Below are 21,557 nucleotides of genomic sequence, written 5' to 3' on the forward strand. Positions count from 1 at the left end.
CGTGACGTCCGCGCTCCCTATTGACGCTGAGTGTCATGTGACCGACCTTCATCTCTCACTCGACCGGTCCGCGGGCCGGCTGGCGGCGCAGATCGCGGCCGGCTTCCGCGCCGCGGTGCGGTCCGGCCGGCTGACCGCCGGGACCCGGTTGCCCTCGAGCCGCGACCTCGCGCGCGACCTGGACGTCTCGCGCGGCGTCGTCGTCACCGCCTACGAGCAGCTCACCGCCGAGGGGTTCCTGATCGCCCGGCGCGGCGACGGCACCCGGATCGCGCCGCTCGCCCGTCCCGACGAGGACGCCGCGCCCCCGGCCCGGCCGCCCGCCGCCGCCCGGCCGGTCGAACCCGCGCCGGAGCCGGCGGTCCGGTACGACCTGTGGCCCGGCCGGCCCGACCTGTCGGCCTTCCCCCGGGAGCGGTGGATCGCGGCCGCGCGCGCCGCGCTGCGCACCCTGCCGCACGACGCGCTCACCTACCCCGACCCCGCCGGTGTCCCGGCCCTGCGCGCCGAGCTCGCCTCCTACCTCGGCCGGGTCCGCGCCGCGCACGCCGACGCCGGCCGGGTCGTGATCATGAACGGGGTGGCGCACGGCCTGTCGGCGCTGCTCGCGATGCTGCGCGCCGGCGGTCACACGGCGCTCGCGGTCGAGGACCCCACCAGCGACCGGCAGCTGCCGATGCTGGAGGCCGCGGGGATCCGGGTCGCGCGCGTCCCCGTGGACGGTGAGGGCCTGGACGTCGAGGCGCTCGGCCGCACCGGTGCGCGGGCCGTCCTCGTCACGCCCGCGCACCAGTACCCGACCGGCGTTGTGCTGTCCCCGGCCCGCCGCGCCGAGCTGATCGCCTGGGTGCGCGAGGTGGACGGCCTGATCCTGGAGGACGACTACGACGCCGAGTTCCGCTACGACCGCGACCCCGTCGGCTGCCTCCAGGGCGTCGACCCCGACCGGGTCGTCCTGCTCGGCTCGGTCAGCAAGTCCCTGGCCCCCGCGCTCCGCCTCGGCTGGGTCGTCGCGCCGCCGTCCATCGCCGGACGGCTGCGTGAGCACCGCGTCAACACCGACCTGGGCGCACCCGTCCTGGAGCAGTTCGCGCTGACGGAGTTCCTCAGTGGCGGCGGCTACGACCGGCACCTGCGCACCATGCGGCGGCGGTACCGAACCCGCCGCGACGCCCTCGTCGGCGCCCTCGGCGAGAATCTGCCCGGCGCCGTGGTTCGCGGCGTCTCAGCGGGCATCCACCTCTATGTGGAACTGCCGGACGGATGCGACGAGGACGCCGTGGTCGCCAGGGCCGCGCGAGCCGGGGTGTCGGTCGCGGGCGCCCGGCAGATGTGGTCGCGCGGACGCGCGGACGACGCACCGCCCGCGCTCGTCCTCGGCTACGCCACGCTTTCCGAGCCGCGCCTGGTCAAGGCGGCGCAACTGCTGGGCCAAGCGGTTACAGACGGTGTTGAAGGGTAGGACCAGCATCCCCGGTGTAGGAGGTATGCATGAGTCTGGATGAGGCCGCACGGCAGTTGAAGATGGCCGGGCACGACGCGCAGGTGGCCTTCGACTGTGTGGGCCTGGGCGACCTCGAAAGGGCACAGGAACACGCCGTGACCCTCCGGGCCGCCGCCGACGCCGCCGAAGTGGCGCTCAGCCGTGCCCTGCAGGACCTGACGCCGGAACAAGCCCAGGCCGAAGGGGAGAAGGCCATCCGTTCCCTAGAGGAAGTCTGAGTCAGCCCAGGGGGCGACCCCCTGGAACCCCCGTCACGGGCGTTCGCTTCGATCAGGCCATTGGGCGTTCCATGGCCGGGCTGTCGGGGCGGGCGTCCTTGACCGGGGGCGGGTTGAAGCCCTTGGCCGTTATGAAGACGACCAGGATCAGGGCGCTCGGGACGATGAACGCCAGGCGGAGTCCGTGGTCGGCGCTGAGGGGGGCGATGGCGCCCACCACGGCGGCGCCGAGGACGAATCCGACGTAGTTGAAGATGTTCACGCGCGAGACGGCGACGCCGAGGCCGGTCGGGTCGACCCGTCCGGCGGCGGAGAACGAGACCGGGGCGATCACGCTGAGGCCGAGGCCGGCGAGCGCGAACGCGGCGATCGCGAAGGCCGCGTTGGGCGCGGCGACCACGCCGAACATGCCGATGATGCCGACGAGCCCGCCCATCCGCACGACGAGGACGGCGCCCGAGCGGCGGACGGCGAGGTCGGCGACCGCCCGGCTGATCACCATGGTGATCTGGTAGGCGACGTAGCCGAGCGGCGCGACCCAGTCGCTCGCGGACAGCTCGTCGTCCAGGTACTTGGCGCCGTAACTGGAGATCGCCGAGTCGGCGAGGTAGGCGACGGCCATCGCGGCCCCGACGACGAGGATCGGACGCCACGGCACGCTGCGTCCGGCGGCCTTCAGCTCCTCGGCGGTCGGGCCGTCCCCCTCCTCGGCGCGGCGGTAGAGGCGCGGGCCGGTGGCGAGCGAGGCCGCGACGCCGATGGCGGCGGCGATCGCGAAGCCGGTGAACAGCGACAGGTCGAGCTTGTTGGTGAGGGACGCCCAGAGCCCGCCGAGGATCCCCGCGACGCTCCACACCGCGTAGAAGCCGGTGATCAGGCTGACCCCGTAGCGGCGCTCGACGGCGATCGCCTGCGCGTTCATCGACGCGTCCACCGCGCCGACGAACAGGCCGAACAGCGCCACCGCGGCGTAGAGCGCGACGTCGTTGTCGCCGGTCAGGCCGATCAGCGCGATCGTGACGGCGACGGCGGGCTGGGAGACGCGCAGCACCGGGCCGCTGCCGAGCCGCTGGAACAGGGCGCCGGACGCCACGCTGCCCACCCCGGCGACCAGCGGCACCATGAGCAGCACCAGCGAGAGCGTCGCGTCGCTCAGGTGGTGCGCCTTCTGCATCTGCGGGACCTGCGTCACCAGCGACGCGAAGCAGAGCCCCTGGACGGCGAACGCCGTGTACGCGGCGAGCCGCGCCCGGCGGTCCATCGCGGTGATGCCCTGGCTCATGCGGCCCGACCTCTCTGAGCTGCGCAATGTGAAGAAGATTCGCGTCAGCGTAGGGACAGGGTACGCCCCAGGTCAATCGCGGGGGAGGCGCTCAGTCGATGAGGCGGTTGCGCATGCCGCGGACGGCGATGAGCCACATCAGCGCGGCGAACGCCACGAGCGCGCCGAGATGCCCGAGATCGGCGAGCGGGCGCAGGCCGAAGACGGCGTCCCGGACCAGCTCCACGCAATGGTAGAGCGGGTTGAAGTAGGAGACCTTCTGCGCCCAGCCGGGCAGTGACCCGATGGGGAAGAACGTCCCGGCGATCAGGAACAGCGGCGTCACCACACCGGTGATCACGTAGTCGAACGAGTTGATCGACGGCACCACCGAGGACGTCCACATGCCGAACAGGCCGAAGCCGAGCGCCGTGAAGAACGTCACGAACGGGACCAGCAGCATCCCCGGCGAGGGGTCGAGGCCGAAGAACAGCGCCACCACGATGGGGGTGCACGAGTAGACCGCCGACTTGGCCGCGATCCACAGCGCTTCGGCCGTCACCAGCTCGTGGACGTCCACGGGCGCGGCGAGCATCCCGTCATAGGTGTGCTGGAACACGCGCCTGATGTAGCCGTTGAACATGCCCGGGAAGACCGAGGTGAACAGCGCGGCCGTCCCGACGACGCCGGTCGCGACGAAGTCCAGGTACCGGTAGTCGCCGATCATCGCGACCATCGAGCCGAACCCGTAGCCGAACGCCAGCAGGAAGAACGTCGGCTCCACCATCGAGGCGAACGACTGCGACTTCCAGTACCGCTTGTAGAGCGCCAGCTCGTGCCGCCAGATGCCCCGCACCGGCGCCATCTCGAACCTGCGGAGCCGCGGCGCCCGCTCCGCCTCCACGCTCATGCCTGCTCCTCGCTCATTCCTGCTCCTCGCGGGGGGACGACCCCCGCACCCCCCGGTTCGCTCCGCTCATTCGACACGCTCCCCGGTCAGCACGACGAACACGTCTTCGAGGTTGGAGGCGCGGCGGACGCCGTCGGGGCCCAGCTCGTCCTCCAGCGAAGACGGCATCGTCTCGGCCTTCAGCACCGACACCGACGGGCCGGTGCGGCGCGTCGGGAGCCCGGCGGCCCTGGCCAGCCGCTCGACCTCGCTCAGCCGGCCGGGCGGCCCGTAGTGCTCGACGACCCGCTCGCCCGCGTGCTCGGCGACCAGCTCCGCCGGCGACCCCCGGGCGATGACCCTGCCGTGCGACATCAGGGCGCACTCGTCGGCGAGGCGCTCGGCCTCCTCGATGTAGTGCGTCGACATCAGCACGGTCGTGCCGCCGGCCCGCAGCCCGTCGATCAGCCCCCACAGCTCCGCACGCACCTGCGGGTCGAGGCCGACGGTCGGCTCGTCCAGCAGGACCAGGGCGGGCCGGTGCACCAGCCCGCGCGCGATCAGCAGCCGCCTCCGCATGCCGCCGGACAGGTCGTCCACCCTGGTCAGCGCCCGCTCGGTCAGGCGCGCGATCGCCAGCGCGTCGTCCACCGCCTTGCGCCGCGCCTTCCGCGGTACCCGGTAAAGGTGCGCGAACACCTCCAGGTTCTCGCGGGCGGTCAGCTCCTCGTCGAGGTTGTCCTGCTGCGGGACGACGCCCATCACGGCCCGCGCGCGCTTGGACTCCCGCGGAACCTCGAAGCCGAGAACGTGGATGCCGCCCTCGTCGGCGATCGCCTGGGCTGTCAGCATCTTCATCGTCGTCGACTTCCCGGCGCCGTTCGGGCCCAGCAGTCCCAGGCAGACCCCGTTCGGGACATCGAGGTCGAGCCCGTCCACCGCGGTGAAGTCGCCGAACCGCTTCACGACGCCGCGGAGCCTGATCGCCGCCGCTTCGGTGCCGTCCCGGGCAGCCGCGATCTGGGGACGTTGCGAGGTCATACCTTCACACTAGGAAATTCAGCCGACGAAACCCCACACGTTTTCTCGCGGGCCCGTCCCGGCCGGAGGCTAATCTCTACCTGTGGACGTCCCCCATCGACCGGCCGGCGAAAAGGTCACCCGTGTGCGCGATCTGCGTGCGTCCGACGCCGACCGGGATCGCGTCGCGGCCGTCCTGGGCGAGGCGCTCGCGGACGGACGGCTCACCATGGAGGAGCACTCCGAGCGCACCGCCCGCGCCTACGCCGCCCGCACGCTGGGCGAGCTGACCGGTCTCACCGGCGACCTCATCCCCGAGGAGGCGCAGCCCATCCTCGTGGACGACCGGCCGGTCTCGGTCTTCTTCGGCCGCACCCGCAGGGACGGGCGGTGGGTCGTCCCGGTCAAGCTCCCGCTCGTCGCCCTGTTCGGGACGGTCGAGCTCGACCTGCGCGAGGCCGTCCTGCAGCGCCGGCACATCGTGGTCGACTCGATGGTGCTCGGTGGCCGGATCCGGCTCCTGGTCCCCGACGGCGTCCGGGTGGACGTCACCGGCCGCACCATCCTCAGCACCCGCGACCTGCGGGACCGGCCCGCCTCCGAAGGCCCCACGGTCGAGGTGGCCGGCACCATGATCTTCGGCTCGGTGCGGGCGCGCGCGCCGAGACTCCCGCTGCGCACCCGCGTCCGCAACCGCCTCACCCGCGGCGGATAGCCCGGCGCCGCCGGCCCTAGACCGCGGTGTCGAAGTTGATGGCGCTGTAGGCGCGCAGCTTGCCGAGCTGGTGCTCGCTGGAGATCGTCCGGATCGTGCCGCTGCGGGACCGCATGACCAGCGAGTGCGTGACCGCCGTGCCCTTGCTGTAGCGGACGCCGTCGACCAGCTCGCCGTCGGTGATGCCGGTCGCGGCGAAGAACACGTCGTCGGAGGTCACCAGGTCGTCGGTGGTCAGCACCCGGCCGAGCTCGTGGCCGGCGTCGGCCGCCTTCCGCTTCTCCTCCTCGTCCTGCGGCCACAGCCGGCCCTGGATCACCCCGCCCAGCGCCTTGATCGCGCACGCCGCGATGATGCCCTCCGGGGTGCCGCCGATGCCGAGCAGCAGGTCGACGCCCGTACCGGGACGGCACGCCATGATCGCGCCGGCCACGTCGCCGTCCATGATGAACTTGATCCGCGCCCCGGCCTCCCGGACCTCCTTGACGATGCCCTCGTGCCGCGGGCGGTCCAGGATGCACACCGTCACGTCGTGCGGCGAGGAGCCCTTGGCCCGGGCGATCGCGCGGATGTTGTCGGCGATCGGACGCTCCATGTCGACGACGTCCGCCGCCTCCGGGCCGGTCACCAGCTTCTCCATGTAGAACACCGCGGACGGGTCGAACATCGACCCGCGCGGCGCCACCGACAGCACCGCGATCGCGTTGTTCATGCCGAGCGCGGTCAGCCGGGTCCCGTCCACCGGGTCGACGGCCACGTCGCACTCGGCGCCGGAGCCGTCCCCGACCTCCTCGCCGTTGAACAGCATCGGCGCGTTGTCCTTCTCGCCCTCGCCGATCACCACGACGCCCCGCATGGACACCGTGTTGATCAGCTGGCGCATGGCGTTCACGGCGGCCCCGTCGGCGCCGTTCTTGTCCCCCCGGCCGACCCAGCGGGCCGCGGCCATGGCGGCGGCCTCGGTCACCCGGACCAGCTCCATCGCCAGGTTGCGGTCCGGCGCCGCCGGCTCGGTGGTGAGCGGAGAGGAAACGGTGGTCTCATCGGACATGACGGGGCGGCCCCTTCGGTCGGTGGTGCCTCGAATTCTCCGTGGACCGGATGGCGGGCCACAAATTGGACCAGACCAGCCGGGGCACGGGTTTCACCGGCACCGCGTGCGGACGGGATTTGACGGTCGCGCGGGCAAGGGATCGTTTCCCCATGGGAGAGGGCGTAATCTCAGGCGTCATGAGCAGCGACATCGACGTCTCGTCCGGCGGGGTGACACAGGACGGGGGCGCGCGGCCCGCGGAGGTCCCCGCGCGGACCTCCGACCGCGGGGCGGCCACGCGCGGCGCCCTGCTGGCCGCGGCCAGGGACGTCTTCTGTGACTCCGGCTTCGCCCAGGCCGCGGTGACCGACATCGTCGCCAGGGCGGGCGCCAGCGTTGGCAGCCTGTACCACCACTTCAACGGGAAGGCCGACCTGTACCTGACGCTGTTCGAGGACTTCCAGGGCCGCCAGCAGGAGCGCACCCGCGAGGCGATCAACGCCGTCCGGGAGGCGGGCGAGGCCGACCCCATGCGGCAGTTCATCGCGGGCGCGGGCGCCTACCTCAACGGCTGCCTGGACGAGCGCGACGTCGCCCGGCTGTTCATCTCCGGCGACGGCCCGCCCGGGTTCGACCGCGTCATGCGGCAGCGGCTCAACAAGTGGGCGCGCCGCAACGCAGCGCTGTTCCACACCGCCGACGGCGGGGTGGACGACGCCCTGGTCACGGTGCTGACCGGCGCGATGGCGGGCGCGGTGTCGGAGATCTCGCTGATGGACGACGAGGACGCCGCCCGCCGCCTCGCCGACGAGGTCATGGCCATCGTCGGCACGATAAGGAACCCCGGTACGGAGCAGCGCTGACCGTGCGGGATCCTGGAGGGGTGACCGACAAGACCCCGCCCTCCGCCCCGGACACCGCGGCCGCACGGCCCGTGATCGAGGTCAGCCCCGGCGTGCACAAGCGGCTGACCACGGGGCTCGGCGGTTTCGCCATGGCGATGGGCGCCTGCCTGCTGCTGGTGCTGGCGATCTACGTCATCACGCCGCGCAGCAACAAGGAGGTCCTGCCGACCGTCGACTACGGCTCGCAGCTGTGGGCCATGCGCAACGACGCGCCCTTCACCGTGTACGCCCCGGAGGGGCTTCCCGCCCGGTGGCGTCCCACCAGCTCACGGGTTAACGGGCTCGACTCCGGTGGCGACGAGCCCGTGTCATGGCACCTCGGGTTCGTGACGCCCAGCGACGAGTACGCGGCGCTGGAGCAGAGCAACGAGAAGGCGCCCGAGTACGTCCCGCGCATGACCAACAGCAGCAAGCCGGTCGGGACCCAGCAGGTGAACGGCGTCACCTGGACCAAGTACTACCGCAAGGACAAGAAGGCGAACTCCCTCGCCCGGACCCTCCCGGACGGGCTGAGCCTGGTGGTGACCGGTACGGCCTCCTACCAGGAGCTGGCGGTGCTGGCCGGGTCGCTGCAGCCGCAGAAGAAGAACGCGAGCGTCGCCCCTTCGGCGACGGCCACGCCCGGCTCCTGACGCTCAGAACGGTGCGGCGGCATCGCCGTTCTCCGGCCGGTCGAGAGCCGCGGCCAGCCGCGCGCGGGCGCCCTCCAGCCACTCCTCGCAGATCGCGGCGAGCTTCTCGCCCCGTTCCCACAGGTTCAGGGACTCCTCAAGCGTCAGGCCGCCGGCCTCCAGCCGCTTGACGACCTCGGCCAGCTCGTCGCGCGCCTGCTCGTACGACGGCTTGTCCGCCGTCCCCTTCTCGTCCGCCACAGGTTCCACTCTCTCACTCCCTGTCAGTGACGGTCACGCCGAGCCGCCCGTCCGCCAGCCGGACATGGAGCCGCTCCCCGTCCTTGACCACCGCCGACTCCCGCACCACCGTCTCGTCCTCCCGCTGGACGATCGCGTATCCGCGCTCCAGCGTCGCGGCGGGGGAGAGGGCGAGCAGCCGGGCGCGGGTGTGCGACAGCTCGTCCCCGGCCCGGTCCAGCGCGCCGGACAGGCACCGCCGCGCCCGGTCGCGCAACGCCGTGACCTGCTCGGACTGCCGCTCGATCTCCCGCACCGGATCGGCCAGCGCGGGCCGCGACCGCACCGCGCGCAGCCACGCCACCTCCCGCTCCACCGCGCCGCCGAGGCACCGCCGCCCCCGGTCGCGCAGCTGCCGGACGAGCTGGAGCTGCTCCCGCACGTCCGGGACGGCCTTCTTCGCCGCGTCGGTCGGGGTCGACGCCCGGACGTCCGCGACCAGGTCCAGGATCGGGCTGTCCTGCTCATGCCCGATCGCGCTGACCACCGGCGTCCGGGCCGCCGACACCGCGCGGACGAGCGCCTCGTCGGAGAACGGCAGCAGGTCTTCCATCGCGCCCCCGCCCCGCGCGATGATGATCACATCGATCCCGGGATCGGCGTCCAGCGTGCGCAGCGCCTCCATGACCTCGCCGACCGCGTACGAGCCCTGCACCGCGGTGTTCTCCACCCGGAACGCCACCGCCGGCCACCGGCGCCGCGCGTTCTGCAGGACGTCGTGCTCGGCGTCGGAGTCGCGCCCGCAGATCAGCCCGATCTTCCCCGGCAGGAACGGCAGCGGGCGCTTGCGCTCGGGCCGGAAAAGCCCCTCCGCGGCGAGGACCTGCTTCAGCCGCTCCAGCCGGGCCAGCAGTTCGCCGACCCCGACCGGCCGGATCTCCAGGACGCTGAGCGAGAACGTCCCGCGGTTGATCCAGAAGTCGGGCTTGGCATGGACGACGACGCGGGCCCCGTCGGTGACCGCCGGCCCGGCGGCCTCGAACACCGCGCGCGGGCCGACCACCCGCACAGACATGTTCGCCACGGGGTCACGGAGCGTCATGTAGACCGTCCCGCCGCGGGCGTTGAGGTCGGTGATCTGGCCCTCCACCCAGATGCGGCCGAGCTTGCCGATCCAGCCGCTCACCGCTTGCAGCACGGTCCGCACCGGAACCGGGGCCTCGGCCGTGGTCTCCATCGCCATGCAGGCAGCCTACGGTGCGCACCATGCCGCCCGGCCGCACGTTGTGTGACCGACGAGACATGTGTCCGGGCTTCACTAATTAGCCCAGCTAACTTAGACTGACTAAGTAATTCCGAGGAGAGACCGTGACCGCATCCGAACGCGAGCTCGCCGAACAGCTCAACCGGCGCCTGCGCCATGTCGTGCTGATGCTCCGGCGGGTCAGCGCCGACCAGCCGATCACCAGCCAGCAGCTGTCCGTGCTCGGCTCCCTGGAGCACGGCCCGCGGCGGATGACCGAGCTGGCCGCCGAGCACGGCGTCCGGTTGCCGACCATGACGGCGCAGATCAACCGGCTCGAACGCGACGGGCTCGTCGCGCGCCGCCGGGACGGCGCCGACGCCCGGGTCGTCACCGCCGGGCTCACCGACGCGGGCCGCGACCGGCTCGCCGCCGGGCGCGAGCGCCGGATCGGCTTCCTCACGGAGCGGTTCGCGGACCTGACGGACGAGGAGCGCGCGGCGGTCGCCGCGGCGCTGCCCGCCCTCGACAAGCTCCTCGGTGCCCCCTGACCCCCTGAACGGAGGTATCCATGGACGTGAAGCCCCCGGCGGCCCCGAAGGGCGGCGGCATCCTCAGGCAGCCGATGTCGGTCTGGGCGACCGCCTTCGCCGCCGTCGTCGCCTTCATGGGCATCGGCCTCGTCGACCCCATCCTGCCCGCGATCGCGGCGAACCTGGACGCCTCGCCCAGCCAGGTGTCCCTGCTGTTCACCAGCTACTTCCTGATCACCGCGGTGGCGATGCTGATCACCGGCTGGGTGTCCAGCCGGATCGGCGGCAAGAAGACCCTGCTCATCGGGCTCACGCTGGTCGTGGTCTTCGCCGCGCTCGCCGGGACGTCCGGCACCGTCGGGCAGCTCGTCGGCTTCCGGGCCGGCTGGGGGCTCGGTAACGCCCTGTTCGTCGCCACGGCCCTCGCGGTCATCGTGGGCGCGGCCTCCGGCGGCGCCGAGTCGGCGATCATCCTGTACGAGGCAGCGCTCGGCCTCGGCATCTCGCTCGGCCCGCTCGCCGGCGCCCTGCTCGGCGACATGAACTGGCGGTTCCCGTTCTTCGGCACCGCCGCGCTCATGGCGATCGGCTTCCTGCTGATCAGCGTGCTGCTCAAGGCGCCGCCCAAGCCGCCCCAGAAGACCCGGCTCAGCGCGCCCATCCGGGCTCTCTCACACGGCGGCCTGTCCACGACCGCGTTCACCGCGCTGTTCTACAACTACGCCTTTTTCACCGTCCTGGCCTTCACCCCGTTCGTCCTCGGGATGAGCGCGCACGGCATCGGCCTGGTGTTCTTCGGCTGGGGCGTGATGGTGGCGCTGGCCTCGGTGTTCGGCGCCCCCGCGCTGCAGCGGCGGATCGGGACCGTCCGGGTCATGTTCCTGGCGCTGGCTCTGCTGATCGTGTTCCAGCTCGGCCTCGCCTTCCTCGGCCACGGCGGGATCATCGTGTGCACGGTCCTTTCCGGCATCCCGATCGGGTTGAACAACACCGCGTTCACCGAGGCGGCCATGGAGGTGTCCGACAGCCCGCGGCCCGTCGCGTCCGCCGGGTACAACTTCGTCCGCTGGATGGGCGGCGCGCTCGCCCCGTACATCGCGACGAAGCTGGCCGAGGAGGTCGACGCGAACCTTCCGTACGTCGTCGGGGCCGCCTGCTGCGCCGTCGCGATCGGGATCCTCGCGGTACGCCGCCGGCACCTGGCGCCGCTGGAGCGGGTCGACATCGACCACGCCTTCCAGGACGCCCCCGCCGCGGCCTGACCCGGCATGGAAAAGCCCCCGGCCGGGGGCTTTTCCGATGTCGCTCAGCCGGCTCCGTTGAGCTTGGCGATGCGGCGCTCGTACATGCGGATGACGTCCTCACGCCCCGCGTGCTTGGTCTCGTACTCGCGCAGGAGCTTCACCTGGTCGACGGACAGGCCCCGCAGGCGCGCGCGCAGCTGCGGCAGCGTGGCGCTGTCGTAGTCGGGCACCGGCAGGTCCGCGGCGATGTGCTCGGCCTCCGCCGGCGCGGCGGGCTTGGACTCCGGCTTCGGCTCGAACGCCGCCTCGTCCTGCTCGGCCTTCGGCTCCGACTCGGCCTTCGGCTCCGCGGGCTTGGCCTCGGGCTCCGGCTTCGCGGGCTCGGCGGCCTTCGGGCTCGGTGCCGGCTCGGCCTGCGGCGCGGGCTCCGGCTTCGGCTCGGACGGCACCGGCTTCGGCGCGGGCTCGGCGACGGGACCGGCCTCGTCCCCCGGCTTGGCGTGGTGCCTCCCCAGTGCGCCGGGCTTGGTCGGCTTGGGGGGCTTCGACGGCGCGCCGGGGCGGGCGTGCTTGGGCGTGTGCCCCGTCTCGGCGCCGGGCTTGCCGATCGAGATCTCCGCGGTCTCCGTCGGCGCGGTGTCGGTGCGCGCGGCGGCCGTCCGCGTGCGGCGCACGGGTTCCGGCTCGGGCTCCTCACCGCGGACGCGCTCGACGACCTTCCCGACCACCTTCTCGGCCGTGCTCTGGACGTCGTCGCGCAGCCGCCCGATCACCGGCTTCACACCGGCGCCCTCGGTGATCTCCTTGTAGTCCCTGGTCACCCGGTCGCTGAGCAGCAGCGCCCGGCCGACGCCGAACATGGCCAGCCGGACGGCGTGCAGCGGGAGGTCCCGGACCTGCTCGCCCACCGTGTCGCGGACCTGCTCCCTGAGGCGGCGCGGCGATTTCGTCATCGGACTTTTCCTCTTCCTGCGTCGGCTCGTCGAAACTCACTCTGCCCCATGGGTGCGATCGTGGTCACCCCCGGGTGGGTCACAGCCCGTCACTCGTACGATAGAGCCATGACCGCCAACAGCCAGCGCCGTGTCCTGCTCGCCAAGCCGCGTGGTTACTGCGCGGGCGTCGACCGGGCCGTGCAGACGGTCGAGATCGCCCTGGAGAAGTACGGGGCCCCGATCTACGTCCGCAAGCAGATCGTCCACAACGTCCACGTCGTCAAGACGCTGGAGGAACGGGGCGCGATCTTCGTCGACGAGACCGAGGAGGTCCCCGAGGGCTCCATCGTCGTGTTCTCCGCGCACGGCGTCGCACCCGTCGTGCACGAGGAGGCCAAGGGCCTGGACCTGCGCACCATCGACGCGACCTGCCCGCTGGTGACCAAGGTCCACAAGGAGGCCGTCCGGTTCGCCGCCCAGGACTACGACATCCTGCTGATCGGGCACGAGGGCCACGAGGAGGTCATCGGCACCACCGGCGAGGCCCCCGACCACATCCACCTCGTGGACGGCCCGGACGACGTCGCCAACGTGATCGTCCGCGACCCCGAGCGCGTGGCGTGGCTGTCGCAGACCACGCTGTCGGTGGACGAGACGATCGCCACCGTCGAGAAGCTCCGCGAGCGGTTCCCCAAGCTGACGGACCCGCCGTCCGACGACATCTGCTACGCCACGCAGAACCGGCAGGTCGCGGTGAAGGAGATGGCGGCGCGGTCCGACCTCGTCATCGTGGTCGGGTCGACGAACTCCTCCAACTCCGTGCGGCTGGTCGAGGTCGCCAAGGAGCACGGCGCCGACGACGCCCACCTCGTCGACTACGCCGAGCACATCGACCCGGCCTGGCTTGACGGCGTCACCACCGTCGGCGTCACGAGCGGCGCGTCCGTCCCGGACGAACTGGTCCAGGAGGTCCTGGCGTGGCTGGCCGAACGCGGCTTCGGTGAGGCGGAGGAGATCGAGTCCGTCCAGGAGAGCATGCGCTTCTCGCTGCCCAAGGAACTCCGTAAAGACCTCCGCATCACGCCCGTCTGATTCATTGTGGGGGGCGACCCCCCACACTCCCCGTCAAGGCGACTGAGCGTCGTCCTCCGCTCCGCTGGCGCTCCACTCCAGACGCCGCTCAGTTTCATTGTGGGGGGGCGACCCCCCACACCCCCCGTCAAGGCGACTGAGCGTCGTCCTTCGCTCCGCTGGCGCTCCACTCCAGACGCCGCTCAGTCGTCCCCGTGATGGGCACGGCGGCGCTCCTGCGTCGTCGTGGGGGACTCGTCCCAGCGGACGGGGTTCTCGTTCTCCTCCTTCTCGAAGAGGCGGACCCCGACGAGCTTGTCCCGCAGCTCCCTGACGTTCGTCCGGAGACCGCGGGCCAGGCAGACCACGAGGACGAGCAGCGTCCCGAAGAACAGCCACGGCGCGGTGGCCGCCAGCGCGGTGAGGACGCCGACCGACATGCCGCGCAGGAGCGAGCCGTCGCCGAGCGTGGTGACGAACACGACCGTGAGCGTGGCGGCGAAGAACACCAGCGGCGGGCTGACGACGAGCGTCAGCAGGTCGGCGGGACGGGTGGCGAACGCGGCCAGCGCGCAGCCGATCGCGAACCCGGCGCCGGCGAGAAGCGGCACGCCGAACCACCGCGAGAACAGCCCGCACACCACCCCGGCTGCGAACATGACCACGATCCCGCCGCGCCCGGTGAGCGTGATCGGGCCGGCCGATCTCGCCCGGGAGGAAGAACCGCGCTGACGAGTCACTGGATCCCCCGGGCCCGGCGAGGCGCCGCCCGGCGCGTCGCGTACCGTCGATGAACTCATGGCCACCTCTTCCCGCCGGCAGGACGACCGCCCGGCTCGCCCCGCTCATGGGTGTTCAGCCGATCGCTCTGCTCGGGGATGGCCCGCCCGCCGAAACCTACCGGTTCCGTGGCCGGGCCGGACTGAGACCGCTTCTCATCGGGGAGACGGTCATCGTCGCCGAATGGTTCGCCATAGCCGGTCAGTTCGGCCGCGGAGAGCGCGCGGGGGCCTTCTTCGACGGGACTCGGGCCGTCCAGCCCACCGTCGACCACGCCCAGTTCGTTCAGCTTGCGCGCACTCACCAGCACGCGGGTTTCGAGCGAACCGACCGTCCGGTTGTAGGACTTGATGGCTCCGGTCAGCGCGCGACCGAGTTCGTCGACGTGCTGCCCCATCGTGCCTAGGCGCTCGTACAGTTCCTTTCCCAGCTCGAAGACCGCGCGTGCGTTGCGTGAGAGGGCGGCCTGCTGCCACGCGTAGGACGCCGTCCGCAGCATCGTGATGAGGGTCGTCGGAGTGGCGATGTGCACGCGCCGCCTCATCGCGTACTCCAGCAGCCCCGGGTCGCGGTCGAGCGCCGGTGCCAGGAACGCCTCGCCCGGGATGAACAGGACGACGAACTCCGGCGACGGGCTGAACGCCTGCCAGTACGACTTGGCCGCCAGGCGGTCGACGTGATCGCGCAGATGCCGGGCGTGCGCGTCCAGCCGCACCGGGTCTCCGCTCTCCGCGGCCTGGAGGTACGCGGCCAGCGAGACCTTGGAGTCGACCACGATGCTCTTGCCGCCGACCAGCCGCACGACCATGTCGGGACGGACCATTCCGTCCACCGTGGCGGCACTGGCCTGCTCGTCGAAATCGCAGTGGTGCGCCATCCCGGCCAGCTCCACGACGCGGCGGAGCTGGAGCTCGCCCCAGCGTCCCCTGGCCTCGGGCCGTTGCAGCGCCCGGACGAGCGACTGCGTCTCGCGGCGCAGCTGATCGGAACTCTGCCGGACGAAGTCGACCTGCTTGGCCAGCATCGCGTGCGACTCGCGCCGGCCGGTCTCCACCTCGCGGAGCTGCTCCTCGACCTTGGCGAGCGTCTCCTTGAGCGGTGCGACCAGATGCTCGACGGCCTGCTGCCTGCGTTGCAGCTCACCGGCCGCCTCGGCCCCCGCCGCCTTCAGCCGGGCGTCCGCCAGCTCCAGGAACCGCTGGTTGCTGGCGTCCAGCGCCTTGGCGGACAGGCTCTCGAAATGCTCCGCCATCCGCTCCTCGGCGTAGGCGAGCTTCTCCTCGGCCGCCCGCGCCCGGGCGATCAGCGCGCCCTGCCGGCCCGTCGCGAGCGCGTACCCGGCGACGACGCCGAAGACGGCGCCGACGAGGAGTCCGGCGAACAGCGCGAGATCCATCCGTTCATCGTGACAGCGCGGCCCCGATCGGCGACCGCGACGCGCCGTGACGCCCCGCGTCCCCGGACATTTGGCCCAGAGTCCACCCGGGGGCGGCCTGCCGGAGGTTCCGGGCAGCCCGAGGGGTGCGCGGACGCCCATAAACTTGACGGCCGTGAGCCTCTCCATCGGAATCGTCGGGTTGCCGAACGTCGGCAAGTCCACGCTGTTCAACGCGCTGACCAAGAACGACGCCCTGGCCGCCAACTATCCGTTCGCGACCATCGAGCCCAACGTCGGCGTGGTCGGCGTGCCCGACCCGCGGCTGACCGCGCTGGCGGAGATCTTCGGCTCGCAGAAGATCATCCCCGCCACGATGGAGTTCGTCGACATCGCGGGCATCGTCAAGGGGGCGTCCGAGGGGCAGGGCCTCGGCAACAAGTTCCTCGCCAACATCCGGGAGACCAACGCGATCTGCCAGGTCATCCGCGCGTTCGAGGACCCGGACGTCACGCACGTGGACGGCGACGTGGCCCCGTCCCGCGACATCGAGACGATCAACACCGAGCTGATCCTGGCCGACCTCCAGACGATCGAGAAGGCGCTGCCGCGCCTCGACAAGGAGGCCCGGACCAAGAAGGACAAGGAGAAGCTCGCCGTCGTCGACGCCGTCAACGCCGCGCAGAAGCTCCTGGACGACGGCATCACGCTCTTCGCGGGCGCGGAGAAGGCCGGGATCGACCTGACGCTCCTGCGCGAGCTGCACCTGCTCACCGCGAAGCCGTTCCTCTACGTCTTCAACCTGGACGAGAGCGAGCTGACCGACGAGGCGCTGCGCGCGCGCCTGCGCGAGCTGGTCGCACCGGCCGAGGCGATCTTCCTGGACGCCAAGATCGAGGCGGAGCTGATCGAGCTGCCGGACGACGAGGCGCTCGAACTGCTGCAGGGCATGGGGCAGGAGGAGTCGGGCCTGTCGCAGCTCGTCCGGATCGGCTTCGGCACCCTCGGCCTGCAGACCTACCTGACCGCGGGGCCCAAGGAGTCGCGGGCGTGGACGATCCGCAAGGGCGCCACCGCGCCGGAGGCGGCCGGCGTCATCCACACCGACTTCCAGCGCGGCTTCATCAAGGCCGAGATCGTCTCCTTCGGCGACCTGACCGAGGCCGGCTCGATGGCGGCGGCCCGCACCGTCGGCAAGGTCCGCATGGAGGGCAAGGACTACGTCATGCAGGACGGCGACGTCGTGGAGTTCCGCTTCAACGTCTGACGGCGCCTTGAGGCAGGGCCGCCGCGCCGCGGGCGCGGGTGTGGCCCGTGTGATTTCGGCAACAGTGGATGCGGCCGGGGCTGTTGTGGCCACTGAGCTGGGTGTTTTGTCGTGAAATGTCGCGAATCCGACAGTCTGCCGGATATTTTTGGGAACAGATTGCGGTCGCCGTCGTCACCCGGTAACCAATCAACTTCCGAGTCGCCGTGCTTGTCCGGAACGTCGACCTGCGCCCTGTTCGGAGCCTTGGATAGGGGATCGTCACCGTTTGGCAATCTTCCCCGTTCCTGCTGAGGTGGATTGCATTATCCACAACCGCGTGCCGGGGGTGTGCTTCGCTGCGATGCGCTGGAACAATTGACGCCCGTGGTTACCCTGGGCCCGAGGTGGGTTCAGAAAGGACCACCGGAACATGACCAGGCACAGAGGACCGCGCCGACCGGGGGCGAGGCGCGAGCGGAGGCAGGATGGCTCGCAGGTCGGCCGTGGGACGCGGCCGTGACACCGCCGTAGTCGACGAGACGGCGGCGCCCGGCCGGGCGCTCGCGTCGTCCGCCGACCCGTGGGACCTGCCGGAGACGGGCCGGGGCCGCGGAGGGTCCGGCGACGGCGGCGCGCGCGGCGGCGGCCGCTGGGGCGGTTCCGGCGGCCGCTGGTGGGTGTGGGTCGGGCGCGCCGTGCTCTGGGCCCTCATCGTCGTCATCCTCGTCAACGGCGTCCGCGCCCCGTTCGAGCGGTTCACCGCGGACGACACCGCCGGCGGGTCGGACACCCCGTCCAAGCCGCCGAAGAGCGCGGGCTTCCCCAGCAGCGCCGCGGGCGCGTTCGCCATCCAGTTCGCCAACGTCTATCTCAACTTCGACCAGAAGACCGCGCCCGTCCGCGAGGCGCAATTGCGCACCTTCCTGCCCGACGGCGCCGACGCCCAATTCGGCTGGAACGGCGTCGGGAAGATGCAGGTGCAGTCCGTCCAGGTCGCCGGGGTGGACGCCCGCGACGCCAACAACGCGACCGTCACGCTGCTCGCCCGGACGGCCGACAGATGGCTCCGCCTCGCCGTCCCCGTCTACGCGGACAAGAGCGGCTCACTGGTCGTCTCGGCCCGTCCCGCCCTGCTTCCCCCGCCGACCAAGGCGCAGCTTCCCCAGGGCGGAGTCGACGACCGCGACACGTCCTTGGAGACCGAGCTCCAGCCGTTCCTCGGCACCTTCTTCCAGGAGTACGCGACCGGCAACCAGGCGGCCCTGTCCCGCTTCTCCAACGGGACGACCATCGCGGGCCTCGCCAGCTCCGTGAACTTCGTGCAGGTCAAGGAGATCGTCGCGCCGAGAGGGCCGGCGGGCGAGCGCACCGTCACCGCGACCGTGGTCTGGCAGCCCGCCGGAGGCGGCGGGGGCGAGCTGGAGCAGACCTACCAGCTCGCCATGGTCAAGAAGAATTCGACCTGGCTCGTCCAGGACATTCGCGGCACCACGGAACCGAAAGCATCATGAGAGGCCGCGACGTGAACACGACGACCCCCGGCGAATCCGCCGACCCGGGAAAGGCAGTGGTCTTCTACGTGCCGAACATCATCGAGACCGCGGCCGAGGCGATCGCCGAGGCCCTCGGCGTGGACGTCACCTGACCACCGGAGGAGGTCGGCAGGCGGCACGGTGCTCGCTCAGTTAGGGGAGTAGGGGCGTGGATCTACCCACGTACACGAACATCTGGCGCATCGAGAAGCGGCTCTACAAGCTGTACGACCTGCGGCTGCCCATGCCGCTGCCGCTCGTCCAGATCGGCGTGTTCCTCGGCGTGTTCGTGCCGTGGATCCTGCTGCTCAGGGTGGTCGGGATCCCCTTCGAGTCGCCCTGGCACGTCCTCTATATCGTCCCGCCGGGCGTCCTCACCTGGCTGGCGACCCGCCCCGTCATCGAGGGCAAGCGGCTCACCGAGCTGCTGCTCTCCCAGAGCCGCTACCTGGCCGAGCCCCGCACCTGGTGCCGCCTCACCCCGATCCGGGAGCCCCGCGAGGTCGTCATCGTCGCCCGCGTCTGGCGCCGGACCGGGGCCCCCGCCCCGGCCGCCGCGATGGAACGCGCCGCGATCAAGTCGCGCCGCCGCGTCCGCCGGCCCGAGGCCGAGCCGGTTCCCGTCGCGACCCCGGCCCTCGTCCCGCGGCCCTCGGCCGCCGCGGCGCCGCCGTCGCTGGGCGAGTACGCCGCCCAGCGCGAGCCGGCCCTCGCCCCCCTGCCCGGCGCACCCGCCGAGCCCGCCCCACCGAGACCGTGGCGCCGCGGTACCCGCGACATCTCCCACGAGGACGACGTCCTGCCCGCCTCCGCCGAACTCGACCGCCCCCCGGCGACCCCGCTGCTGGAGGCGCCCCCGCCGCCTCCCGGCTCCGGCAAGCGGGCGCTGGCCTCCGGCGTCCGCCGCCCGGGCGCCCCGGCCGAGTTCTGGCAGGCCGCCGAACCCCCCGGCGCCGGCGTCCGCAGGGCCGCCGAGGAGATCGCCAACGCCCCCGACCACGACCCGCGCCCCGGCGAGCGGCCGGCGCCCGCGCCGCCGTCCGCGGACACCCGCGAGGACGTCCGGCCGCCCGCGGCGAACGTCCGCTGGGTACGCCCCGCCGAGCCGGGCGAGGGCGTGACCCGGGAGCCGCCGGCCGAGCCGGAGCAGGCGCACGCCGCCGACGGCGAGCGCGTACGTGCCGTGCAGGCGTTCAACGGAGAGCCCGGCGACCGGAAGGTCGCCGGGCAGCGAGCCCCCGCCCCCCTCGGCGATCAAGGATCCCAGGAACCCCCGCAAGACGTCCGGCCCGCGATGGCGCCTGGGGGTCAGGAACCGGGGGACCGGGAGCCGCAGCAGGACGTGCCGCCCGCCCAGAAGCCCGGAGACGCGGGGCCCCCGGACACGGCCGGGGACATCCCCTCCGCGGTGCGTCCGCCCGCGCAGCTTGGGAACGCGGGGACTCCGGGCACGCCCGGGGACACGTCCGTGGTGCGGCAGGCTGGGCAGAAGCCCGGAGAGGCGGGGACTCCGGACACGGCCGAGGACATCCCGGCCGCGAAGCATCCGGGCGCGCAGAAGCCTGGGGACGCGGGGACGCCGGTGGACGTCCCCTCCGTGGTGCGTCCGGCCGGACAGAAGCCTGGAGACGCAGAGATTTCGGACACGCCCGGGGGCATCCCGGCCGGTCAGGAGCCGGGGCAGCGGGAAGGGCAGGATGCGCCGCCTGCCGAGCGGCCCGCGGCCGCCCGGCACTCCGGGAGCCAGGAGGCGGAGCGGGATGTTCCGCCCGCGGAGCGTCCGGCCGGCCAGGGGGCCGAGGGCCCGCGGGCCGGCGAGCCGCGGCGGGATCTGCCACGGTCGTGGACGCCCGCGCCGCGGCCCCCGGCGACGCGGCCCGACATCCCGATGGTGCCCGGCGCGTTCGGAACGCAGGGCGAGCCGCCCGCGGAGCCCTCCGAGCAGCAGGCGCCCCGGCTGGAGCCGCCGAGGCCCTGGACGAAGGGGCTGTCCAACCCGCCGCGTCCGGCGGCCTCGGACAACCTCACGTGGCCGCCCGTCCCCGAGCCGGGGCCCCCGCCCGCGCCGGAGGCGCCGGCCGAGCCGCCGCCTCCCGCGGAGGAGGCGGCCCCGCCGCGCGAGGTCCGGTCGCAGCCCGCGTCGCCCGTCCGGCCGCGGCCGCTGCCGCCGCCACCGGCGCCGCCGCCCTCCGGTCCCGCGATCACCCCGCCGGGTCCCGAGCACGAGGTCAGCGGCGGCGGGCTGCGCCGGCTCATCCACGCGGTCGGCGGCGGGCACGGCGAGGTCGACGCCGACTACCAGCAGCGGATCCAGCAGCCGTTCCACGGGACGCGGCACGTCGTCGTGCTCGGCTGCACCGGCGGCGCCGGGCAGACCGTCACGTCGCTGATGCTGGGGCACACGTTCGCGCAGTACAACGGGGAACCGGTCGTCGCGATCGACGTGAACCCCGGCCCGGGCGCGCTCGCCAGGCGGACGCGCAGCGACACCAACGAGACGCTGACCGGGCTCATCACGCGCGCCGACCAGGTCGGCAGCCTGACCGCGATGCGCCGGTACACCTCGCAGGCCAAGTCCGGGCTCGACGTCATCGCGGCGGGCAAGAACCCGCTGCAGGCGCTGGACGACCGCGACTACGCGCTGGCGATCCGCACGATCGACAAGTTCTACTCGGTGACGCTGCTGGACGCGGCGGCCGCCGTGGTCGCGCGCGTCCTGCCGTACGCCGACCAGATCGTCCTCGTCGCGCCGGCCAGCGCGGACGCCCCGCGCGCGGTCGCGATGACGTTCGAGTGGCTGGACGGCCACGGCTATGAGGAGCTGAGGTCCCGCGCCGTCACGGTCATCAACGGCGTGAGCCGCCGCAGCATGGACGACGTCGAGCAGGCCGAGGCCGTGGCGCGGGGGCGGTGCCGGGCGCTGGTGCGCATCCCATGGGATGATCACCTGAGCATGGACCGCGCGCCGCGCAACGAGCTGAAGTCGTTGCGGACGCCGACGCGGCGTGCCTATCTTGCCCTCGCCGGCGTGGTCGCCGGCGGCTTCACCGTCATGCCCGAGCGTTACCAGGAGCTTCAGCAGGAGCAGGAGGCCACCCGATGAGCGCCCCCCGCGGGCACCGAGCGGAGACCGAAGCGAGCCGGGCATTCCTGGCGGACGCGTTCGACCTTCATGACCGTCCGGACGGCGAAGACTCTC

General features: G+C 72.4%; 21 protein-coding genes. 12 read left to right on the plus strand and 9 right to left on the minus strand.

Annotated features, from left to right (window positions below):
* Positions 1-37 precede the first annotated feature (37 nt).
* Complete coding sequence (locus ACQPZP_RS09080) at positions 38-1,462, plus strand: PLP-dependent aminotransferase family protein (RefSeq protein WP_433477182.1); 1,425 nt, start codon at positions 38-40, stop codon at positions 1,460-1,462.
* Between the two features lie 29 nt (positions 1,463-1,491).
* A complete protein-coding gene (locus ACQPZP_RS09085; RefSeq protein WP_433477183.1) occupies positions 1,492-1,722 on the plus strand; it encodes a hypothetical protein in 231 nt (76 codons plus the stop codon).
* A 52-nt stretch (positions 1,723-1,774) separates the two neighbouring features.
* Here the strand turns inward: ACQPZP_RS09085 and ACQPZP_RS09090 are convergent, their stop codons facing one another.
* From ACQPZP_RS09090 to ACQPZP_RS09100, 3 genes are all read right to left on the minus strand, one after another.
* Positions 1,775-3,004, minus strand: a complete 1,230-nt coding sequence (locus tag ACQPZP_RS09090; protein ID WP_433477184.1) for an MFS transporter — start codon at positions 3,002-3,004, stop codon at positions 1,775-1,777.
* Between the two features lie 91 nt (positions 3,005-3,095).
* A complete protein-coding gene (locus ACQPZP_RS09095) occupies positions 3,096-3,893 on the minus strand; it encodes an ABC transporter permease (protein WP_433467262.1) in 798 nt (265 codons plus the stop codon).
* 66 nt (positions 3,894-3,959) lie between these two features.
* Complete coding sequence (locus ACQPZP_RS09100) at positions 3,960-4,913, minus strand: ABC transporter ATP-binding protein (RefSeq protein WP_433477185.1); 954 nt, start codon at positions 4,911-4,913, stop codon at positions 3,960-3,962.
* A 124-nt stretch (positions 4,914-5,037) separates the two neighbouring features.
* Here ACQPZP_RS09100 and ACQPZP_RS09105 point away from each other — a divergent pair, with 124 nt between their 5' ends.
* Positions 5,038-5,607: a DUF1707 SHOCT-like domain-containing protein gene (locus ACQPZP_RS09105; protein WP_433477186.1), complete on the plus strand. Its 570-nt coding sequence runs from the start codon at positions 5,038-5,040 to the stop codon at positions 5,605-5,607.
* Between the two features lie 16 nt (positions 5,608-5,623).
* Here ACQPZP_RS09105 and glpX read toward each other — a convergent pair whose 3' ends face one another.
* Positions 5,624-6,658, minus strand: a complete 1,035-nt coding sequence (gene glpX / locus ACQPZP_RS09110) for a class II fructose-bisphosphatase (protein ID WP_433467265.1) — start codon at positions 6,656-6,658, stop codon at positions 5,624-5,626.
* A 179-nt stretch (positions 6,659-6,837) separates the two neighbouring features.
* On the opposite strand from glpX, the gene ACQPZP_RS09115 reads away from it, so the two are divergent.
* The gene (locus ACQPZP_RS09115; protein ID WP_433477187.1) at positions 6,838-7,503 is read left to right on the plus strand and encodes a TetR/AcrR family transcriptional regulator; all 666 of its coding nucleotides are present in this window, start codon (positions 6,838-6,840) and stop codon (positions 7,501-7,503) included.
* A gap of 20 nt (positions 7,504-7,523) precedes the next feature.
* Positions 7,524-8,177 carry a DUF4245 domain-containing protein gene (locus ACQPZP_RS09120; RefSeq protein ID WP_433477188.1) on the plus strand — a complete coding sequence of 218 codons (654 nt, stop codon included), beginning with the start codon at positions 7,524-7,526 and terminating at the stop codon, positions 8,175-8,177.
* Positions 8,178-8,180: 3 nt separating this feature from the next.
* Here the strand turns inward: ACQPZP_RS09120 and ACQPZP_RS09125 are convergent, their stop codons facing one another.
* A complete protein-coding gene (locus tag ACQPZP_RS09125) occupies positions 8,181-8,417 on the minus strand; it encodes an exodeoxyribonuclease VII small subunit (protein WP_433479574.1) in 237 nt (78 codons plus the stop codon).
* 13 nt (positions 8,418-8,430) lie between these two features.
* Entirely contained in the window at positions 8,431-9,639 is a 1,209-nt protein-coding gene (xseA, locus tag ACQPZP_RS09130; RefSeq protein WP_433477189.1) for an exodeoxyribonuclease VII large subunit, read from the minus strand.
* Positions 9,640-9,764: 125 nt separating this feature from the next.
* Here xseA and ACQPZP_RS09135 point away from each other — a divergent pair, with 125 nt between their 5' ends.
* Together ACQPZP_RS09135 and ACQPZP_RS09140 are read left to right on the plus strand one after the other, a co-directional pair.
* Positions 9,765-10,190: a MarR family winged helix-turn-helix transcriptional regulator gene (locus tag ACQPZP_RS09135; RefSeq protein WP_433477190.1), complete on the plus strand. Its 426-nt coding sequence runs from the start codon at positions 9,765-9,767 to the stop codon at positions 10,188-10,190.
* A 20-nt stretch (positions 10,191-10,210) separates the two neighbouring features.
* A complete protein-coding gene (locus ACQPZP_RS09140) occupies positions 10,211-11,434 on the plus strand; it encodes an MFS transporter (RefSeq protein WP_433477191.1) in 1,224 nt (407 codons plus the stop codon).
* A 44-nt stretch (positions 11,435-11,478) separates the two neighbouring features.
* Here ACQPZP_RS09140 and ACQPZP_RS09145 read toward each other — a convergent pair whose 3' ends face one another.
* Positions 11,479-12,369, minus strand: coding sequence for a hypothetical protein (locus ACQPZP_RS09145; RefSeq protein ID WP_433477192.1), 891 nt, complete (start codon positions 12,367-12,369; stop codon positions 11,479-11,481).
* A 108-nt stretch (positions 12,370-12,477) separates the two neighbouring features.
* On the opposite strand from ACQPZP_RS09145, the gene ACQPZP_RS09150 reads away from it, so the two are divergent.
* Positions 12,478-13,443, plus strand: a complete 966-nt coding sequence (locus ACQPZP_RS09150) for a 4-hydroxy-3-methylbut-2-enyl diphosphate reductase (RefSeq protein ID WP_433477193.1) — start codon at positions 12,478-12,480, stop codon at positions 13,441-13,443.
* Between the two features lie 182 nt (positions 13,444-13,625).
* Here the strand turns inward: ACQPZP_RS09150 and ACQPZP_RS09155 are convergent, their stop codons facing one another.
* Positions 13,626-14,162, minus strand: coding sequence for a DUF6542 domain-containing protein (locus ACQPZP_RS09155; RefSeq protein ID WP_433477194.1), 537 nt, complete (start codon positions 14,160-14,162; stop codon positions 13,626-13,628).
* A gap of 56 nt (positions 14,163-14,218) precedes the next feature.
* Positions 14,219-15,598, minus strand: a complete 1,380-nt coding sequence (locus ACQPZP_RS09160) for a DNA recombination protein RmuC (RefSeq protein ID WP_433477195.1) — start codon at positions 15,596-15,598, stop codon at positions 14,219-14,221.
* Between the two features lie 154 nt (positions 15,599-15,752).
* Here ACQPZP_RS09160 and ychF point away from each other — a divergent pair, with 154 nt between their 5' ends.
* The 4 genes from ychF (at position 15,753) to ACQPZP_RS09180 (ending at position 21,461) form a co-directional block, all read left to right on the plus strand.
* Positions 15,753-16,844, plus strand: a complete 1,092-nt coding sequence (ychF, locus tag ACQPZP_RS09165) for a redox-regulated ATPase YchF (RefSeq protein ID WP_433477196.1) — start codon at positions 15,753-15,755, stop codon at positions 16,842-16,844.
* Positions 16,845-17,311: 467 nt separating this feature from the next.
* Positions 17,312-18,337, plus strand: a complete 1,026-nt coding sequence (locus ACQPZP_RS09170; protein WP_433477197.1) for a conjugal transfer protein — start codon at positions 17,312-17,314, stop codon at positions 18,335-18,337.
* An 11-nt stretch (positions 18,338-18,348) separates the two neighbouring features.
* Positions 18,349-18,471 (plus strand): hypothetical protein, encoded by a 123-nt coding sequence (locus ACQPZP_RS09175; protein ID WP_433477198.1) that lies wholly within the window; start codon positions 18,349-18,351, stop codon positions 18,469-18,471.
* Between the two features lie 56 nt (positions 18,472-18,527).
* Positions 18,528-21,461, plus strand: a complete 2,934-nt coding sequence (locus ACQPZP_RS09180) for a TcpE family conjugal transfer membrane protein (RefSeq protein ID WP_433477199.1) — start codon at positions 18,528-18,530, stop codon at positions 21,459-21,461.
* Positions 21,462-21,557 lie beyond the last annotated feature (96 nt).

Origin of the sequence: Spirillospora sp. CA-142024, from assembly GCF_050942325.1 — a bacterium.
In the GTDB taxonomy this organism is placed as follows: domain Bacteria; phylum Actinomycetota; class Actinomycetes; order Streptosporangiales; family Streptosporangiaceae; genus Spirillospora.

What these genes read in the sequence shown, in the direction of transcription:
- ACQPZP_RS09085 (WP_433477183.1), top strand. Translation starts at nt 1,492, where the DNA reads ATGAGTCTGGATGAGGCCGCACGGCAGTTGAAGATGGCCGGGCACGAC.
- ACQPZP_RS09090 (WP_433477184.1), bottom strand. Translation starts at nt 3,004, where the DNA reads ATGAGCCAGGGCATCACCGCGATGGACCGCCGGGCGCGGCTCGCCGCG.
- ACQPZP_RS09095 (WP_433467262.1), bottom strand. Translation starts at nt 3,893, where the DNA reads ATGAGCGTGGAGGCGGAGCGGGCGCCGCGGCTCCGCAGGTTCGAGATG.
- ACQPZP_RS09100 (WP_433477185.1), bottom strand. Translation starts at nt 4,913, where the DNA reads ATGACCTCGCAACGTCCCCAGATCGCGGCTGCCCGGGACGGCACCGAA.
- glpX (WP_433467265.1), bottom strand. Translation starts at nt 6,658, where the DNA reads ATGTCCGATGAGACCACCGTTTCCTCTCCGCTCACCACCGAGCCGGCG.
- ACQPZP_RS09115 (WP_433477187.1), top strand. Translation starts at nt 6,838, where the DNA reads ATGAGCAGCGACATCGACGTCTCGTCCGGCGGGGTGACACAGGACGGG.
- xseA (WP_433477189.1), bottom strand. Translation starts at nt 9,639, where the DNA reads ATGGCGATGGAGACCACGGCCGAGGCCCCGGTTCCGGTGCGGACCGTG.
- ACQPZP_RS09140 (WP_433477191.1), top strand. Translation starts at nt 10,211, where the DNA reads ATGGACGTGAAGCCCCCGGCGGCCCCGAAGGGCGGCGGCATCCTCAGG.
- ACQPZP_RS09145 (WP_433477192.1), bottom strand. Translation starts at nt 12,369, where the DNA reads ATGACGAAATCGCCGCGCCGCCTCAGGGAGCAGGTCCGCGACACGGTG.
- ACQPZP_RS09150 (WP_433477193.1), top strand. Translation starts at nt 12,478, where the DNA reads ATGACCGCCAACAGCCAGCGCCGTGTCCTGCTCGCCAAGCCGCGTGGT.
- ACQPZP_RS09160 (WP_433477195.1), bottom strand. Translation starts at nt 15,598, where the DNA reads ATGGATCTCGCGCTGTTCGCCGGACTCCTCGTCGGCGCCGTCTTCGGC.
- ACQPZP_RS09170 (WP_433477197.1), top strand. Translation starts at nt 17,312, where the DNA reads ATGGCTCGCAGGTCGGCCGTGGGACGCGGCCGTGACACCGCCGTAGTC.